Genomic DNA, 16,651 nt, shown 5'->3' with positions numbered 1-16,651 from the left:
TTGAGCTATATTTGAAAGAATGCGAATGGCGTTTTAATCACAGTGACTTAAAATCTCAAATATTCCTTTTAAAACAATTGGTTAAAGGGGGTTTAGGTTAGTTATCTAGGACAGCCCCAAAAATTGAGTAAATTTGACCGCTTATGTAGGGTGCGTTAGCAAACGCACCCTACCTAGTTACTTAGAAGCTCCGCACTTCCCTTCGCCGCATTTACCTTCGGCAGCTTTTGGTGCAGCTTGTTTTGGAGCAGTTGCACCACATTTACCTTCGCCACATTTACCTTCTGCGGCTTTTGGCTCAGAAGAAGTTGCCCCGCATTTACCTTCACCACATTTACCTTCTGCAGCTTTGGTTTTTACGCATTTACCGTCTTTCATTTCGACACAAGCGTCTGCTTTTACTGCTTGAGTTTCAGCGTTTACTATTGCAGTTGCCATTGTTAATGCACTGGCTAATGCCATTAAAGTTGCTTTTTTCATTAAAAATTTCTCCATAAGTTAGGGTTAAAGGAATTTCAACCAGCGTTTGGTTGGGGATTTTTTCTGTAACAGAAAATCGAGAGAGAGTGAGCCTGCACCTTGTAATAATAGTGGAACAAACATCACTAAATAAATTACCGCCATTTTGTAGCCGTTATTACACACATTGTAGCCACTGCCTGCGTGCACCGCATACCAAGCGACAGCCGTTAAAATCATTAAGCCGAGTGTGCTGAAACGGGTGAATAAGCCCAATGCCAGCAGGATAGGGAAAATAATTTCCGCACTGGTGGCAACTGCCCAGTTAAGATCGGCCGGTAACAGATTAAACGGGAACGGGAAGCTCTCTTGAATTGAGCCGAACCAGTTTTCACCGTTCAATTTCGAAAGCCCTGCCTCGAAAAATTCATAAGCAAGGAAAAGGCGTAATGTCAGAAAGCCCAAGCCGTTTTTACAGGCTGTCATTGGGCAGGTGGATTGAGTTGAACAAGATGACATAAGATGCTCCTAAACTAAAAAACTGAGTATTAGACGGAGCAAGCGGTGGATTCTGACAAAAAATTTGCAAAAAAATGAAATTTATTTAGAAAAAATAAAAAATCCTTATCTTTCAAATAGATAAGGATTTAAAAAGTAAGAATTATTTTTCAGCCTCTTTATAAACTGCGAGAGCTGCTGCTACAGCATCGCCTGATGGCACTTTGACTTTGTGGCTTAGAAGTACAGCTTCTAACGCTCCTAAAGTTAATAGGATATTGCGTTTCTGGCTAGAGTAGCCCATATTGCCGACACGAATTACTTTACCATCTAACGGGCCAAATGAAGTCGCTAATTCAATGCCGAAGTGGTTTATAATATCGCTACGCAGAGCAGGGCCTGTAATGCCTTCCGGGATATGGAATGCCGTTACCACAGGGGCTTTGTGTTTACGATCACCGAAAATTTTCAGCCCCATTGCCTCTAAACCTGCACATAATGCTTTATCGTTTAAAATATGGCGAGCAAAACGAGCTTCTAAACCTTCTTGTAAAATAATGCGTAACGCTTCGTGTACGCCATATTGTGCAGAAGTTGCTTCTGTATGGTGATTTAAACGACGTGGGCTCCAGTAATCTTGTAATTGAGCTAAGTCTAAGTAGTTACTTGGAATTGGCGGTAATGTGCCGTCCACATCAGAATCAACACGAATGCCTTTTTCTACACGCTTACGTTTGGCAATAATCTCTTCAATACGTTTGTTATAAGTAATTAACGCTGTGCCTGATGGAGCAGAAATACATTTTTGCGTACCACCGATACAAGCATCAATGCCCCATTCATCAACACGGATATCAACACCACCTAAGGTCGCAACGGTATCTACAATCAACATTGCATCATATTGTTTACAGATTTTGCCGATCTCTTCTAACGGCTGCATCATAGAGGTGGAGGTTTCGCCGTGAATAATAGCAACTGCTTTATAGCCGCCTTTTTTCAATTCAGCTTCAATTTCCTCAGGCTCAAATACTGTACCCCATTCTCTTTCGATAATCGTAATATCTGCACCACTACGGGATAAAATTTCATTTAATAGATAACCGAAACGGCCAAATGCAGGAATTAACACTTTATCGCCCGGGCAAATTGCTGCCGTTAAAATAGTTTCCAAACCACCACGAGACGTTGAGTTTACGACATAAGTTTGTTCATTTTTGGTTTGGAATACACGGCGTTCCATTTCCATTGTTTCATTCATTAATGAGGTAAACTCAGGGTCGAACTGACCTAAAATCGGAGCAGACATCGCACGTAAAACACGAGGATCGGCATCTGTTGGGCCAGGGCACATTAATAAACGAGGGGAGGGATTAATTTCTCTGAATTGCATAATTATTTCCTATAATCGAATGAATTAAAAAAACTTATGGATTCTACAATAAAAATTTGTGATTGCTCAATATTTTTTATATTTTAGAGAAATTATTTGCAGTGGAATGCTACAAGCGGTCGTTTTATGAGGAAATTTGCAAATGGAAAAAATAAGCCCTGAATTTCAGGGCTTTTGGCCTTAAGCTAATAGTCTTTCAACTAGCGTTGTATAGATATTTACGCCAGTTAAGAGTTGTTCTTCATCAAAATCAAATTCAGCTTGATGATGTTCTGCGGTGCGGTCTGCCCCGATAATAAAGTAGATAGCTTTACCGCCGTTATCTTGCACACGTCGCCCTAGAATAGTGGCATCTTCACTCGCATTAAAGGCGTAGTCTTGATCGCTGCTGTGAACCTGTGGTTGAGCAATCGCAATTTCTTTGATTAGCTCCACTAACTCCACATCATTAACCATATCTAACGCTTCGCCCATAATTTCAGTTTCATATTCTACTGCAAAGCTAGTGGCAATACCTTTGGCAATTTGCATTACTTGATCTGCCATATATTGATTGATCGCTTTATTTTCACCACGCACTTCAAGTTTAAGTTCAGCGTCAGCAGGAATAACATTTCGTCCAGAACCTGCTTTGAACACTCCAACATTGATACGGCTCATTCCTTCTCCGTGTCTTGAAATGCCGTGAACTTGGGTAACAGCGTGAGCCGCCGCAAGTAAGGCATTATGCCCTAAATGTGGAGCTGCCCCTGCGTGGGCAGGTTTGCCTTTGTAGCGAATATCAATTTTGGTGGTAGAAAGGAAATTTTTCGGATCGGCTAATACTGTGCCGCTATTTGCACAGAAGCTAATGTGCGAGCCAGCAAAGTAATCTGCATCATCAATGATACCGCTTGCAGCAATGGCGGCAGCACCTCGAACGCCTTCCTCAGCAGGTTGGAACACAATTTTGACTTTACCTTTGAGCTTGTCTTGGTTTTCCATTAACCAGTGAGCGACACCTAAGCCGATAGTGATATGCCCATCGTGCCCGCAGGCGTGCATTTCCCCATCATTGTGTGAAGCAAAACCAAGTTGGTTTGCTCGATGGTTAGGATCTTTGGTTTCAGCCACATCAACGCAGTCAATATCAAAACGTAAAGCAATGGTTTTGCCGGGCTTGCCAGAGTCAAATACTGCAACACAGCCTGTATAGCCTTCCATTTTTTCGAGCCATTTCGGATTTGCTCCATATTCTCTAGCTCGTTTTATCCCTTTTTCGACAATAGCTTGATTACGACCACGCACAAAATCAGGATTGATAATTTGCTTGCCGAGTAAAATGTCAAAACTGATTTCTGAGAGGTAATCTGCAATTTTGCTGGTTGTCCAAAATTCACTCCAACCTGTTTCAGGGAATTGATGAAATTCACGACGCCATTGGATCAGTTTTTCTAATGAAATACTCATAGTTCCTCCTCGTAACAATCGCCCTTTGTGTTATGACAAAGGGCAGTTGGGTTATAGCATAAATAATGCTAGGAATAGGGTTGCAAGTATCATACCCGGTGCAGTACGTTTAATCATTTCAACAGGGTTTGCTCCTGCAATACCAGCACACACAATCACTACACCTGCAATAGGCGAAGCGGTACGACCGATTGCCCCTGCAATAGCAGCTGCCATACCTAAATTAACGTGGGTATAACCTAATTCTGCTGCGTGTGGGGTAACTGCAGTGTTAAAGGCAATAGCGGCGGCATCGCCAGAGCCTGTTACCATACCCATTAAGAATGGCCCGATAGTTGCTCCCCAGCGTACAAATTCGTTTGAGTGTTTTAAGAATTCGATGGCAGAATCAATCGCACCTGTGGCTTTTAAACCTGCCACAAACACACCTGCAGCAATGATGATACCTAGCACGTTCGCATAGGCATAACCCATTCCGTTAAAGAATTCATTGGTAATTTTGGCAGGCGAGGTACGAGTGATAATTAAGCCATAAATAGCCCCAATTAACATCGCTTGCGGTACGCCCATTTTTGTCCAACTTAGCCAAGAGATTTCTTGTAATGACGTTCCGCCAATCACTAAGATAACTAATGGCACTAGTGGTGCAATGGCATAGAGAATGTTGGTCTTGGTTGCCTCAGTTTGAGTTTGTTCAGCATTTTGTAAATACGCATCACGATGTTCTTTGCCATAATCTTTAAAAACAAGAGCAAGAATAGTAAGAGCAATAGCCCCAATCGCTCCTGCAATAATGGTATAAGGAGCGTGAGAAAGGTTTACCTGCGTAACAGTTAAGCCAGACATCTCACTGATCATTGCAGAATGTGAAGATCCCGGGCTCATCATTGAGCCAAATGTACCTGCCAGAATTGCCGCCCCCGCCATTGCAGGGCGAACACCTGATGATTTTAATACAGGAATTAGCGTTGCCCCTACTGCTGCAGCACAACCAGCAGCTGATGGAATGGCAATATTGATAAAAAAGGTAATGATGGTGGCAATCGGAATTAAGAAAAATTTTAATCCGCTTAAAGGTTTGGTTAAGAGCTGGACTAAGTGATTATCACAGCCTGTTGATTTCATCACATAGGCAAAACCCATACTGGAACAGATTGCCATAATCAGACCGCTTGAGGTCATACTTTTGGCAAAAGCATCAAGTGCTGCCATAGGTTGTAGGGTAAGCAGCGCCATTCCCAAACCCATTGCAATTAACACCGTTCTGGTTTCGTGCTTTTTGATTAGCAAATAGATAGTAGTGGTGATACCCACTATCGCAACAATTAAATTAAAGGTATTCATATCTGCTCCTTAATAAGTAAAAGTAGAGTTTGGCTCAAACGTTTTTAACTGCATATCTTGACTAAATTGTAAAACGGCGGTTTCGCCTAGCACACGAGCCTGATTACCCTGAATATGTAACGCCGTGCCTTCAGGTAGGGCGTAAACGAGAGAAGTCGGATTTACAATCAGAAATTCTTTTAAGCGTTCTTCACGGCTCTCGCCATTATGACCTTGAATTTTGCCAGAGATAAAATGAGGATTAATTTGATGAGGGAATAAATTTAATGCGTTAAAGGAAGGCGGATAAGTAATCGGCATATCGTTTGTAGTCATTATTGACGAGCCAGCCACATTTGCTCCCGCACTCCAGCCGAAATAAGGTGTGCCGTTTTCTACTTTTTCACGAATGCACGCTAACACCTGATTTTCATACATCTGATTTAACAAACAAAATGTATTACCACCGCCAATTGCAATCACATCTGCTTGTTCGATAATATCAGTATGCTTTTTAGCCCGATGAACGGAAATAATCTCTAATTCCAGCTCTGCTAACTTTTCTTGTACTGTTTGCTCATATTCATCGTAGCTACGGCTTACACCTGCATAGGGTAAAAATGCGACTTTTTTACCTTTATGGTCAGCCAAAAAATCTTTTAACCATTTAATTGTATGAGCAAGATACTCGGTATTTTTATATTTAGAGCCGCTCATTAGTAGCATATTTTTCATTGTTGCCTCCTTAATTATTTTTATTTCTGTTATAACCATAGCATATAATATTTTGTTATGGTATATGGTTTTACCTCTTTATGGTTAATGCCTGATGATCTATATCAATGAATATGTAAAGATGGAGACTAATTTAATATTTCTATTTGCTGCAAGCGGTCGTTTTTATGAGGAAATTTGCAAATTTTTCGGAAAAAACAACCGCTTGTTGTTATTTGTTTTTCTTTGCAAAACCTTGTATTTCAAGTACAATTCCCCGATTAATTTTTTGATAAACAAATAACAAAACAGGACATTAACTGCCCGATGAAAATGCAAAATATTCGTAACTTTTCGATTATCGCTCATATCGATCACGGTAAATCAACCTTATCAGACCGCTTAATCCAAACCTGTGGCGGCTTATCTGACCGTGAAATGGAAGCCCAAGTATTAGACTCAATGGATCTTGAGCGTGAACGTGGAATTACCATCAAAGCACAAAGTGTAACCCTTAACTACAAAGCCAAAGATGGCGAAACTTATCAGCTTAACTTTATCGACACACCGGGGCACGTGGATTTCTCCTATGAGGTTTCTCGCTCGCTAGCCGCCTGTGAAGGGGCATTGTTAGTGGTTGATGCAGGGCAGGGGGTTGAAGCTCAAACATTGGCAAACTGCTACACCGCCATCGAAATGGATTTAGAAGTTGTGCCAATTCTAAACAAAATTGATTTACCAGCGGCTGAGCCTGAGCGTGTGGCAGAGGAAATTGAAGATATTGTCGGCATTGATGCCATTGATGCAGTACGCTGTTCAGCTAAAACAGGTTTAGGCATTGAAGATGTTTTAGAAGAAATCGTGAAGAAAATTCCTGCACCAGAAGGCGATCCTGAAGCAGCATTACAAGCCTTAATTATCGACTCTTGGTTCGATAACTATTTAGGTGTGGTTTCTTTAGTGCGTGTGAAAAATGGCGTGCTGAAAAAAGGCGATAAAATTAAAGTGATGAGTACAGGGCAGTCTTACAATGTAGATCGCTTAGGTATTTTCACGCCAAAACAAGTAGATACAACAGAACTTAAAACAGGCGAAGTAGGTTGGGTAGTTTGTGCGATTAAAGATATTTTAGGTGCACCAGTGGGCGATACATTAACCCACCACCACAACCCAGCAACGGAAGTATTACCGGGCTTTAAGAAAGTAAAACCACAGGTTTATGCAGGATTATTCCCAATTAGTTCAGACGACTACGAAGCCTTCCGTGAGGCTTTAGGTAAATTAAGCCTCAATGATGCGTCATTGTTCTATGAGCCAGAAACTTCAAGTGCGTTAGGCTTTGGTTTCCGCTGCGGCTTCTTAGGCTTATTACATATGGAGATCATTCAAGAGCGTTTAGAGCGTGAATACGATCTTGATTTGATTACTACCGCTCCGACCGTAGTTTACGAAGTGGTGCAAACCAGTGGCGAAACGATCTATGTGGATAGCCCATCGAAACTCCCAGCAATCAACAATATTGCAGAAATTCGTGAGCCGATTGCAGAATGTAATATGCTTGTGCCACAAGAATTCCTAGGCAACGTGATTACCCTTTGTGTGGAAAAACGTGGTGTACAGACCAATATGGTCTATCACGGTAACCAAATCGCTTTAACTTACGAAATTCCAATGGGCGAAGTAGTGTTAGACTTCTTCGACCGCTTAAAATCAACCTCTCGTGGTTATGCTTCACTCGATTACGGTTTTAAACATTTCCAAACGGCTGATATGGTGCGTGTGGATATTATGATTAACGGCGAGCGTGTTGATGCGTTGGCGATTATCGTTCACCGTGCAAATGCGGCGTATCGTGGACGTGAATTAGTGGAAAAAATGCGTGAACTTATTCCACGCCAACAATTTGACATCGCAATTCAAGCGGCAATTGGCAACCACGTTATTGCTCGTTCAACCGTGAAACAGTTGCGTAAAAACGTATTGGCGAAATGTTACGGTGGCGACGTAAGCCGTAAGAAGAAACTTCTACAAAAACAAAAAGAGGGTAAAAAACGAATGAAATCTCTCGGTAACGTAGAAGTACCACAAGAAGCGTTCTTAGCAATTCTTCACGTGGGTAAAGATTAATTCGCAAAATAAATGAGGAATTAAACCGCTTGCAAGCGGTTATATTTCCAGAAACTTTTGCAAAAATGTAGCGGCGAATAATTATTCGCCCACACGGTAAAAATAAAAAGGGAGAGTGAAAATGGCACAATTTATGCCAATTATTTTTCTAGGCATTATTTATGGTATTTGGAAATGGTTGGATTCAATGCAGCTCCCAAATACCATCTCAATTATCTTAGTTGCCTTAGTAATTATTTGCGGTGGCTTTTGGGCATTCTACAAATTCAGTGCAGACCCAAGACGCAAACAAGCCATTGCATTACAACAAAAACGATTAGGCAGAGAGCTAACCGAAGAAGAAATCGCTGAAATTCAGCCTAAATCAGCGGTGGGCGAATTTTTTGCTTCTCTTTTCGGCATTCTATTCTTTGTTACCGTACTTCGCTCGTTCTTATTTGAACCGTTTCAAATTCCAAGTGGTTCAATGGAGCCAACCTTGCGTGTAGGCGATTTCTTAGTCGTAAATAAATTCAGCTACGGCATTAAAGATCCTATCTGGCAAAACACCTTGATTGAAACGGGCAAACCAGAACGAGGCGATGTGATTGTATTCAAAGCACCGGCACAACCACACGTTGATTATATTAAGCGTGTGGTTGCAGTAGGTGGCGATAAAATTAAATATGATTTTGCAACTCAGCAATTAACGGTTACTAAAGCCAATGGCGAAACAAAGGTATTTGAATACAGCGAAGGCAAGCAAAATCCTGAGTTTTTCTATCACGGTGAAATGCAGGTAGAACGCACTGAAAAAGGCGATGTTACGCACCAAATTCTAAATCACCCAATGGCATTTAACTATGCACCTTATTTCTACCAACAAGAAGGGCAAGCAGAAGGTGAATGGGTTGTGCCACAAGGATACTATTTTGTGATGGGTGATAACCGCGATAACAGTGAAGACAGTCGTTTCTGGGGCTTTGTGCCTGAGAGAAACATCGTTGGTAAAGCCACTTTTATTTGGTTAAGTTTAGATAAAAAAGCAAATGAATTCCCAACGGGGCTTCGTTTTTCTAGAATGTTTACCTCAATCAATTAATCTTAACAGGGGCGTATGAGATACGCCCCTTTATTCACATAAACTATGCAACTAGAACGATTACAGAAAAAATTAGGTTATCAATTTCATAACCTTGATTACCTCATTCAGGCCTTAACACACCGCAGTGCGGCAACCAAAAACAATGAGCGTCTTGAATTTCTAGGCGATTCAATTTTAAATTTTACTATTGGTAAAGTATTATACGACAAATTTCCAAAAGCGAATGAAGGTGAGCTTAGCCGTATGAGAGCAACTCTTGTGCGTGAGCAAACTCTAGCGATTATTGCTCGCAAATTTGATTTAGGCGACTACCTAAAATTAGGTCCAGGAGAGCTAAAAAGTGGTGGTTTTCGCCGAGAATCGATTTTATCGGACTGTGTTGAAGCGATTATTGCGGCCATTTATCTCGATCAAGATATGGCAAAAGCAATGGAAAAGGTGGAAGATTGGTATTCAGATTTGCTTAAAGACATCAGTCCAGGCGATTCACAAAAAGATCCAAAAACCCGCCTGCAAGAGTTTTTACAAGGTAGAAAATTGGCATTGCCTGAATATGATGTATTAGATATTAAAGGCGAAGCTCATAACCAAACTTTCCGTGTAACCTGTAAAGTGATTAACGTCGAGGAAGTGTTTATCGGCATTGGCACCAGCCGCCGAAAAGCCGAACAAAATGCCGCAGAAAAAGCGTTAGCGGTGGTTAAAACGAAAAAGTAATTAACTCCCCTCTTTAGCAAAGAGGGGCAGGGGGAGATTTGGCAGAAGTAAAACATTCTCATACGAAATTTTGACATCGTAATCAAATCTCCCCTAACCCCTCTTTTCTAAAGAGGGGAATCATATATCAAGGAAAACAAAATGACAGAACAAACTCAAACTCCTGCAAAAACCTATTGTGGTTTTATTGCGATTGTTGGTCGCCCAAATGTGGGTAAATCAACGCTATTAAATAAAATTTTAGGACAAAAAATTTCTATTACTTCACGCAAAGCTCAAACCACACGCCACCGTATTGTTGGTATTCACACCGAAGATCAATACCAAGCGATTTATGTGGACACACCGGGATTGCACATCGAGGAAAAACGAGCTATCAACCGTTTAATGAACCGAGCAGCAAGCTCAGCGATTGGCGATGTAGATTTAATCATCTTCGTGGTAGAAGGTACAAAATGGACAGAAGATGATGAAATGGTGTTAAACAAGTTACGTTCGGCAAAAGCTCCTGTTTTATTGGTAATTAATAAAGTAGATAACATCAAAGAAAAAGAGGAACTGCTTCCACATATTACCAAGCTGTCTCAGAAATTTGATTTTGCGGAAATTCTACCTATTTCTGCTCAACGTGGTAAAAATGTTCACATTTTGCAGAAATTTGTGCGTAAATCATTGCGTGAAGGTGTGCATCATTTCCCTGAAGAGTATGTAACCGACCGTTCCCAACGCTTTATGGCATCAGAAATTATTCGTGAAAAACTAATGCGTTTTACAGGTGAAGAGTTACCTTATTCGGTAACGGTAGAAATCGAACAATTTAAAATGAATGAGCGTGGGGTGTATGAAATCAATGGCTTGATTTTAGTAGAACGAGATGGTCAGAAAAAAATGGTTATTGGTGCGGGGGGGCAAAAAATCAAAACCATCGGCATTGAAGCTCGAAAAGATATGGAACGCCTATTTGACAACCAAGTCCACCTTGAGCTTTGGGTGAAAGTAAAAGCAGGCTGGGCTGATGACGAAAGAGCGTTGAGAAGTTTAGGGTATATGGATGAGTGATAATATTGTTACTTTTCTTTGCTTGTGCAAAGAAAAGTAACCAAAAGAAAGCACACCCTACTTCGTTGCTATTACTTGAAAGTTCGCAAAGCTCACTTTCTCGCCCCTTCGGGGTCGTTGGCAGAGCCAAGGCTCAAACGCTAAAGCGTTTGTCTTCACTTTTTTTGAAATTTTCTTAACGAAAAATAACCCTGATATTCACTTCGCTCTCGCTCGGGATTATTTTTCTAAAAATTTCAAGTCGTTCGGGCAATTCAGAAGGGAACCCGATCCGACCATACAAGCGGTGATTTTTTTGAAAAATTTTGCAAAATGATGCTCCGTTAAGTTCCCTTCTGAACCGCCTGAGAGACTTTGAATTTGTAGGAAAAATTTAGTGTTTGAGCTTGCAATGCAAGCGAGTTTTAAATTTTTCCGTTAAGTAAATTCAAACAAAGCGAAGAAAAGCGGTGAAGTAGGGTCGCCTTTCTTTGGTTACTTTCTTTGGCGAAGCAAAGAAAGTAACATAAGGATATTTATGAATTCAGACCAATGGCAACGAGCCTTTGTCCTTCATCGGCGTGAATACAGCGAAAGCAGTTTATTAGTGGAGTTTTTTACCGAACATCACGGGCGGATTACTTTACTTGCTAAAGGTGCAAGGCGGGCTCGCTCGCCGTTGAAAGCCGTGCTTCAGCCTTTTACACCCTTGTTAGTGCGTTGGTCTGGCAAGGGTGATTTAAAAACACTCACAAAGGCAGAGCCTGCTGCTCTTACTTTACCAATGGAAACGGCTGCACTTTATAGCGGTTTTTATATCAATGAGGTGCTTGCAAGAGTGTTAGAAAATCAGACCGCTTACCCTAAATTATTTCAACATTATTTGCGTTGTATGACGGAGCTGGCTACTCAACACCAAATTGAGCCGATTTTACGCACCTTTGAATTTCATACGTTAAAAGCATTGGGTTATGGGGTGGATTTTACGCACTGTGCGGCAACAGGTTTGCCAATTGATCCGAAAATGAGTTACCAATTTAGAGAAAGTGAAGGCTTTATTGCCTCATTATTACAAAATAACAATAGCTTTTTAGGCTGTGATTTATTGGCGTTTGCTCAATTAGATTTTTCAGAAAAACAAACACAACAAGCTGCCAAACGATTTACCCGAATTGCATTGAAACCTTATTTAGGTTCTCAGCCACTAAAAAGCCGAGAACTTTTTCAATCTATATTGCCTAATAAAGTGAAAAGCGGTTAGTTTTGTTAAATTTTTTTGCAAATTTTAATTAAAATATAACCGCTTGTAGCAATAACAAATATCTCAAGGAAATATTATGTCTAATCATCTTACCGAACACCGCTTTATTGACTTCCCGATTCACGCTAATGTACTAAATGCCCTTGATAGCAAAGGCTTTGAATTTTGTACGCCGATTCAGGCAAAAACCTTTCCGATTACGCTGAAAGGCAAAGATATTGCAGGGCAAGCTCAAACAGGTACAGGTAAAACCCTTGCGTTTTTAATTGCAACTTTTAACCATTTATTGAATAACGAAATCGACACGGCAAAAAATCAGCCGAAAGCCTTAATTCTTGCCCCAACCCGTGAACTAGCGGTGCAAATTGGGGCGGATGCACAGTTGTTTTTACAACATTGTGATCTCAAACTTGCCCTTGCTTACGGTGGAGATGGTTACGACAAGCAAGTACAAGAAATTGAAAAAGGCGTAGATATTCTTGTTGGCACAACAGGGCGTGTAATTGATTACGTTAAGCAGGGCATTATCAATTTAGACAAAATTCAAGTGATCGTGCTAGATGAGGCAGATCGAATGTTCGATCTTGGCTTTATCAAAGATATTCGTTACTTAATGCGAAAAGCCCCTAAACCTTCAGAGCGTTTGACTTTACTCTTTTCAGCCACCTTATCGGCAAAAGTGCGTGAGCTTGCTTATGAAGATATGGATAATGCCGAATATATTGAAATTGAGCCACTGCAACGAACAGGGCATCGCATTAGAGAGGAACTATTTTACCCCTCTAATGAAGATAAAATTGCACTCCTACTAACTTTATTAGAAGAAGAGTGGCCAGAACGCTGTATGATTTTTGCCAACACGAAACATAAGTGTGAGGAAATTTGGCAGTATTTAGCGGCAGATGGGCATCGGGTTGGAATGCTAACGGGCGATATTCCACAGAAAAAACGTCTTTCACTGCTTGATAATTTCACTAAAGGCAATTTGGACATTTTAGTGGTAACTGATGTGGCTGCTCGTGGATTGCATATCCCCGATGTAACTCACGTTTTCAATTATGACCTGCCTGATGATAAAGAAGACTACGTTCATCGCATTGGCAGAACGGGGCGAGCAGGGGAGAGCGGACATTCTATCAGCTTTGCTTGCGAGCGTTACGCGGTCAATTTACCGGCTATTGAAGAGTATATCGGGCATCAAATTCCTGTAAGTCAATATGATACACAGGCTTTGTTACCTCTGCCAAAAATTAATCGTTCAAAGAGTAGAAATACCTTTGTAGCGAGAAGAAATGGGCATAAGTAATTAATTATTTTTAAGAAGAGAATCAAATATGGGTTTATATAATATTGCTCAGACAGAATCAGGCAAAGTTATCTCGCTTAACGCAAAAATGGCAAACCGACACGGTTTAGTGGCTGGGGCAACAGGTACAGGTAAAACCGTTACGTTACGAAAATTAGCAGAAGCCTTTAGTGATGACGGCGTGCCGGTATTTTTGGTTGATGTAAAAGGCGATCTCTCAGGCCTAGTACAAGCGGGCAGTTTTTCCGGAAAAATTGCAGAACGCATTGAAATGTTCAACTTAGGTGGTGAAGATTACTTAAATGGTTATCCTGTATCCTTCTGGGATGTATTCGGTGAAACAGGGATCCCACTTCGTACAACCATTTCTGAAATGGGGCCAATGTTACTTTCCCGTTTACTTAATTTAAACGACACCCAAGAGGGCTTATTAAATCTTGTTTTCCGTGTTGCAGATGATCGTGGATTGCTTTTAATTGATTTAAAAGATCTTCGTGCATTACTTAAATTTGTGGCAGAAAATGCGAAAGAGTTCCAAGTGGAATACGGTAATGTATCGGCAGCAAGTGTGGGGGCGATTCAACGGGCATTGCTAAGACTTGAAAACGAAGGGGCGGATAATTTATTTGGTGAGCCTGCGTTAGATCTACACGATTGGATTCAAACTCGCAACGGACGTGGTGTAATCAATATTTTAAACTCTGAAAAACTCATTAATTCGCCAAGAATGTATGGAGCTTTCTTACTTTGGTTTATGGCGGAGCTATTTGAGAATTTACCTGAAGTAGGCGATCCTGAAAAACCGAAGTTTGTGTTGTTTTTTGATGAAGCTCACTTACTATTTGATGGGGCACCAAAAGTGCTAGTGGATAAAATTGAACAGGTTGTTCGTTTAATTCGCTCGAAAGGTGTTGGGGTTTATTTTGTTACGCAAAATCCACTCGACTTACCTAATTCAGTATTAGGGCAGCTTGGTAATCGTATTCAACATGCACTCCGTGCTTTCACACCTCGTGACCAAAAAGCGGTAAAATCAGCGGCAGAAACTTTCCGAGCGAATAAAGAGGTAAATGTGGTAGAAGCCATTACGCAACTTGGTGTGGGGCAAGCGTTGGTTTCGGTGCTAGATGAAAAAGGTATGCCAACGCCTGTAGAAATTGCCTATATCTATCCACCAAAAAGCCAATTAGCTCCATTAGCCACAGGCGAACGTGATAGTTTAGTGAAGCAAGATGATCTCTATCATCACTACAGCCAATATGTCGATAATGAATCTGCGTTTGAATTACTTAATGCGAAAGCAGAAGCAATTAAAGCAGAGCAGGCTGCGGCAGAAGAAGCAAACAATGACTTCTTTGGCGGTATTCTCTCTTCCATTTTTGGCTCGAAGAAGAAAAAAGATCAATCGATTACCGAACAAGTGGTTAGCCAAGTGGCGCATTCAGTTGGCAGAAACTTACGCAACCAAGTCACCAAACAAATTATGCGTGGTATTTTAGGTGCGATCACCAAAAAATAAATTGTAAATTATAAGAAGAATAAGACTGCTTGTTTAGCTTAACAAGCGGTCTTTTTTCCACTTATTTTTGCAATGCCTGTTTGATGGCATCGAGCAATACTTCTGGTGGCTGAGCCCCTGATACGCCGAGTTTTTCATCAATCACAAAAAACGGCACACTATGAATGCCATATTTATGAGCCATACGTTCATCTTCCCGCACTTCGTGTCCGAAATCATCGCCAGTAAGTAGTTGAGCGACTTCATCACGATCTAAGCCGATCTCTAAGGCTAATTCCATCAGCTCGGTGCGTTTGGCTAAAATTGTATTATCGGTAAAGTAAGCCTTGAATAAACGCTCAATCATCGCTTCACCGAAACCTTTAGTTTCAGCAAATTTTGCCAAGCGATGAGCCTCAAAGGTGCGAGTGTATTGGGTGGTGCGGTAACGCAAATCTAGCCCAGCTTGTTTGCCGGCTTGTTCCACATAACGAATCATTTCATCAGCTTGTTCTGCGGTTTTTTGATATTTCCGCATTAGGCGTTGCTGAATATCTCCCTCTGGTTCGCCGTTAGCGTGCGGATCAAGCTCAAAGGCTCGGAAAACCACTTCAACCTCGCCTTCAAATTGGGCTAGGGCTTGCTCTAAGTGGCGTTTGCCGATGTAACAAAACGGGCAGGCATAATCTGACCAAACTTCAATTTTCATATATTCTCCTTAAAATAGGATAAACTCTCTTACTTGGAAGCCCACTTCCACTTGTTCGCCAATTTTCAGCTCTTGAGACTGATAAGTTACAATCTCAATGCCTTTAATTTCAACCTGGTAGCGGTAGTATAAGCCTAAAAACAGTTTACCTACTACCTTACCTAAACCAAGCTCGTTTGGTTTTAAGATAATCTGCTCAGGGCGGAGTAGCCATTTGTAACGCCCTTTGGTAACAGGCATCTCAGGGAAAAGACGGAATTCGCCCAGTGGACTACATAAGAGTTTATCTTCTGTTACGTTGCAGCTAAGGTAGTTTGTGCCACCTAAAAAATCCGCCACAAAAGGATTAACTGGAGAATGATATAGCTCATTTGGTTTACCGAATTGGACGATTTTACCTTGATCCATCACCGCAATTTTATCGGCAAAGGCAAAAGCCTCTTCTTTACTGTGTGTTACAAAAATAGCAGGCACATTTTGGCTTTTTAAGATCTGTTTGATTTCTTGAATCATCGCATAGCGAGTTTGGCTATCGATATTGGAAAATGGCTCATCTAACAGTAATAATTCAGGTTGGCAGGCTAATGCACGGGCAATCGCGACACGTTGCTGTTGTCCGCCTGAAAGCTCGTGTGGGAAACGGCTTTCAAAGCCTTGTAAATGCACCACTGACAGCATTTTTTCGGTCATCGCTTTCTGCTCGTCTTTTGGCAGTTTAGATAAGCCGAATTGAATGTTATCCGCCACAGTTAAATGCGGAAATAGAGCGTAATCTTGGAAAATCAGCCCGATTTTGCGTTCTTCCACCGCCTTGCTTTTTAGGCATTGCCCCGCAAGGTGAATATCGCCCTGTTCAATCGCCAACAAACCCGCAATCGCTTTGAGTAGTGTGGTTTTTCCACAGCCACTTGCCCCAAGCAGGCAGATAATTTCATTTTGATTAACGGCAAGGTTGAGCTTTTGTAACACCTTTGTGTTGCCGAAATTGAGGTTGAGGTTTTGTATTTTTAATATCGACATAAGATTTTTTTCGTAGGGGCGGGTCCTGTGCCCGCCCGAATAACTAAGATGATTT

General features: G+C 41.2%; 15 protein-coding genes and 1 pseudogene. 8 read left to right on the top strand and 8 right to left on the bottom strand.

Features of this window, described 5'->3' with window-relative positions; all coding sequences use genetic code 11:
* Positions 1 to 101: pseudogene (locus ACERCF_RS11670) on the top strand (IS1595 family transposase); the annotation flags it as partial.
* A 76-nt stretch (positions 102 to 177) separates the two neighbouring features.
* Here ACERCF_RS11670 and hvfA read toward each other — a convergent pair.
* The 6 genes from hvfA to pepE form a co-directional block, all read right to left on the bottom strand.
* The gene (gene hvfA, locus ACERCF_RS11665) at positions 178 to 480 is read right to left on the bottom strand and encodes an oxazolone/thioamide-modified RiPP metallophore HvfA (protein ID WP_373625680.1); all 303 of its coding nucleotides are present in this window, start codon (positions 478 to 480) and stop codon (positions 178 to 180) included.
* Between the two features lie 24 nt (positions 481 to 504).
* On the bottom strand, positions 505 to 945 hold the full coding sequence (locus ACERCF_RS11660) for an HvfX family Cu-binding RiPP maturation protein (RefSeq protein WP_373625681.1): 441 nt from the start codon (positions 943 to 945) through the stop codon (positions 505 to 507).
* A 175-nt stretch (positions 946 to 1,120) separates the two neighbouring features.
* The gene (locus tag ACERCF_RS11655; protein WP_373612258.1) at positions 1,121 to 2,350 is read right to left on the bottom strand and encodes a pyridoxal-phosphate-dependent aminotransferase family protein; all 1,230 of its coding nucleotides are present in this window, start codon (positions 2,348 to 2,350) and stop codon (positions 1,121 to 1,123) included.
* 180 nt (positions 2,351 to 2,530) lie between these two features.
* Entirely contained in the window at positions 2,531 to 3,799 is a 1,269-nt protein-coding gene (locus tag ACERCF_RS11650) for an amidohydrolase (RefSeq protein WP_373625679.1), read from the bottom strand.
* 51 nt (positions 3,800 to 3,850) lie between these two features.
* Positions 3,851 to 5,143, bottom strand: coding sequence for a C4-dicarboxylate transporter DcuC (gene dcuC, locus ACERCF_RS11645; protein ID WP_373625678.1), 1,293 nt, complete (start codon positions 5,141 to 5,143; stop codon positions 3,851 to 3,853).
* Between the two features lie 9 nt (positions 5,144 to 5,152).
* The gene (gene pepE, locus ACERCF_RS11640) at positions 5,153 to 5,857 is read right to left on the bottom strand and encodes a dipeptidase PepE (protein ID WP_373625677.1); all 705 of its coding nucleotides are present in this window, start codon (positions 5,855 to 5,857) and stop codon (positions 5,153 to 5,155) included.
* A 312-nt stretch (positions 5,858 to 6,169) separates the two neighbouring features.
* Between pepE and lepA the strand changes: the two genes are divergently transcribed.
* The 7 genes from lepA to ACERCF_RS11605 all read left to right on the top strand — a co-directional run bounded on the left by lepA (position 6,170) and on the right by ACERCF_RS11605 (position 14,888).
* On the top strand, positions 6,170 to 7,963 hold the full coding sequence (gene lepA / locus ACERCF_RS11635) for a translation elongation factor 4 (RefSeq protein WP_373612299.1): 1,794 nt from the start codon (positions 6,170 to 6,172) through the stop codon (positions 7,961 to 7,963).
* A gap of 121 nt (positions 7,964 to 8,084) precedes the next feature.
* Positions 8,085 to 9,044 carry a signal peptidase I gene (gene lepB / locus ACERCF_RS11630; protein ID WP_373625676.1) on the top strand — a complete coding sequence of 320 codons (960 nt, stop codon included), beginning with the start codon at positions 8,085 to 8,087 and terminating at the stop codon, positions 9,042 to 9,044.
* Between the two features lie 45 nt (positions 9,045 to 9,089).
* Positions 9,090 to 9,764, top strand: coding sequence for a ribonuclease III (rnc, locus tag ACERCF_RS11625; RefSeq protein WP_373625675.1), 675 nt, complete (start codon positions 9,090 to 9,092; stop codon positions 9,762 to 9,764).
* Positions 9,765 to 9,905: 141 nt separating this feature from the next.
* Positions 9,906 to 10,823: a GTPase Era gene (gene era / locus ACERCF_RS11620; RefSeq protein ID WP_373625674.1), complete on the top strand. Its 918-nt coding sequence runs from the start codon at positions 9,906 to 9,908 to the stop codon at positions 10,821 to 10,823.
* A gap of 517 nt (positions 10,824 to 11,340) precedes the next feature.
* Positions 11,341 to 12,063, top strand: coding sequence for a DNA repair protein RecO (gene recO, locus ACERCF_RS11615; RefSeq protein WP_373625673.1), 723 nt, complete (start codon positions 11,341 to 11,343; stop codon positions 12,061 to 12,063).
* A 76-nt stretch (positions 12,064 to 12,139) separates the two neighbouring features.
* The gene (rhlB, locus tag ACERCF_RS11610; RefSeq protein ID WP_373625672.1) at positions 12,140 to 13,369 is read left to right on the top strand and encodes an ATP-dependent RNA helicase RhlB; all 1,230 of its coding nucleotides are present in this window, start codon (positions 12,140 to 12,142) and stop codon (positions 13,367 to 13,369) included.
* A gap of 28 nt (positions 13,370 to 13,397) precedes the next feature.
* Positions 13,398 to 14,888: a helicase HerA-like C-terminal domain-containing protein gene (locus ACERCF_RS11605; protein WP_373625671.1), complete on the top strand. Its 1,491-nt coding sequence runs from the start codon at positions 13,398 to 13,400 to the stop codon at positions 14,886 to 14,888.
* A gap of 61 nt (positions 14,889 to 14,949) precedes the next feature.
* On the opposite strand, the gene ACERCF_RS11600 is transcribed toward ACERCF_RS11605, so the two are convergent.
* Both ACERCF_RS11600 and ACERCF_RS11595 read right to left on the bottom strand, forming a co-directional pair.
* A complete protein-coding gene (locus ACERCF_RS11600) occupies positions 14,950 to 15,576 on the bottom strand; it encodes a DsbA family oxidoreductase (protein WP_373612245.1) in 627 nt (208 codons plus the stop codon).
* A 9-nt stretch (positions 15,577 to 15,585) separates the two neighbouring features.
* Positions 15,586 to 16,596 carry an ABC transporter ATP-binding protein gene (locus tag ACERCF_RS11595; protein ID WP_373625670.1) on the bottom strand — a complete coding sequence of 337 codons (1,011 nt, stop codon included), beginning with the start codon at positions 16,594 to 16,596 and terminating at the stop codon, positions 15,586 to 15,588.
* Between the last annotated feature and the right edge of the window lie 55 nt (positions 16,597 to 16,651).

The organism is Mannheimia kashgarensis, assembly GCF_041807705.1.
Classification (GTDB): Bacteria; Pseudomonadota; Gammaproteobacteria; order Enterobacterales; family Pasteurellaceae; genus Mannheimia.
The sequence above is the reverse complement of the archived record's forward strand: the minus strand, read 5'-3'. Positions and strand labels throughout refer to the sequence as shown.

Excerpts from the sequence above, each read along its gene's own strand:
- hvfA (WP_373625680.1), bottom strand. The coding sequence starts at position 480 with ATGAAAAAAGCAACTTTAATGGCATTAGCCAGTGCATTAACAATGGCA.
- ACERCF_RS11660 (WP_373625681.1), bottom strand. The coding sequence starts at position 945 with ATGACAGCCTGTAAAAACGGCTTGGGCTTTCTGACATTACGCCTTTTC.
- ACERCF_RS11655 (WP_373612258.1), bottom strand. The coding sequence starts at position 2,350 with ATGCAATTCAGAGAAATTAATCCCTCCCCTCGTTTATTAATGTGCCCT.
- ACERCF_RS11650 (WP_373625679.1), bottom strand. The coding sequence starts at position 3,799 with ATGAGTATTTCATTAGAAAAACTGATCCAATGGCGTCGTGAATTTCAT.
- dcuC (WP_373625678.1), bottom strand. The coding sequence starts at position 5,143 with ATGAATACCTTTAATTTAATTGTTGCGATAGTGGGTATCACCACTACT.
- pepE (WP_373625677.1), bottom strand. The coding sequence starts at position 5,857 with ATGAAAAATATGCTACTAATGAGCGGCTCTAAATATAAAAATACCGAG.
- lepA (WP_373612299.1), top strand. The coding sequence starts at position 6,170 with ATGCAAAATATTCGTAACTTTTCGATTATCGCTCATATCGATCACGGT.
- lepB (WP_373625676.1), top strand. The coding sequence starts at position 8,085 with ATGGCACAATTTATGCCAATTATTTTTCTAGGCATTATTTATGGTATT.
- rnc (WP_373625675.1), top strand. The coding sequence starts at position 9,090 with ATGCAACTAGAACGATTACAGAAAAAATTAGGTTATCAATTTCATAAC.
- era (WP_373625674.1), top strand. The coding sequence starts at position 9,906 with ATGACAGAACAAACTCAAACTCCTGCAAAAACCTATTGTGGTTTTATT.
- recO (WP_373625673.1), top strand. The coding sequence starts at position 11,341 with ATGAATTCAGACCAATGGCAACGAGCCTTTGTCCTTCATCGGCGTGAA.
- rhlB (WP_373625672.1), top strand. The coding sequence starts at position 12,140 with ATGTCTAATCATCTTACCGAACACCGCTTTATTGACTTCCCGATTCAC.
- ACERCF_RS11605 (WP_373625671.1), top strand. The coding sequence starts at position 13,398 with ATGGGTTTATATAATATTGCTCAGACAGAATCAGGCAAAGTTATCTCG.
- ACERCF_RS11600 (WP_373612245.1), bottom strand. The coding sequence starts at position 15,576 with ATGAAAATTGAAGTTTGGTCAGATTATGCCTGCCCGTTTTGTTACATC.
- ACERCF_RS11595 (WP_373625670.1), bottom strand. The coding sequence starts at position 16,596 with ATGTCGATATTAAAAATACAAAACCTCAACCTCAATTTCGGCAACACA.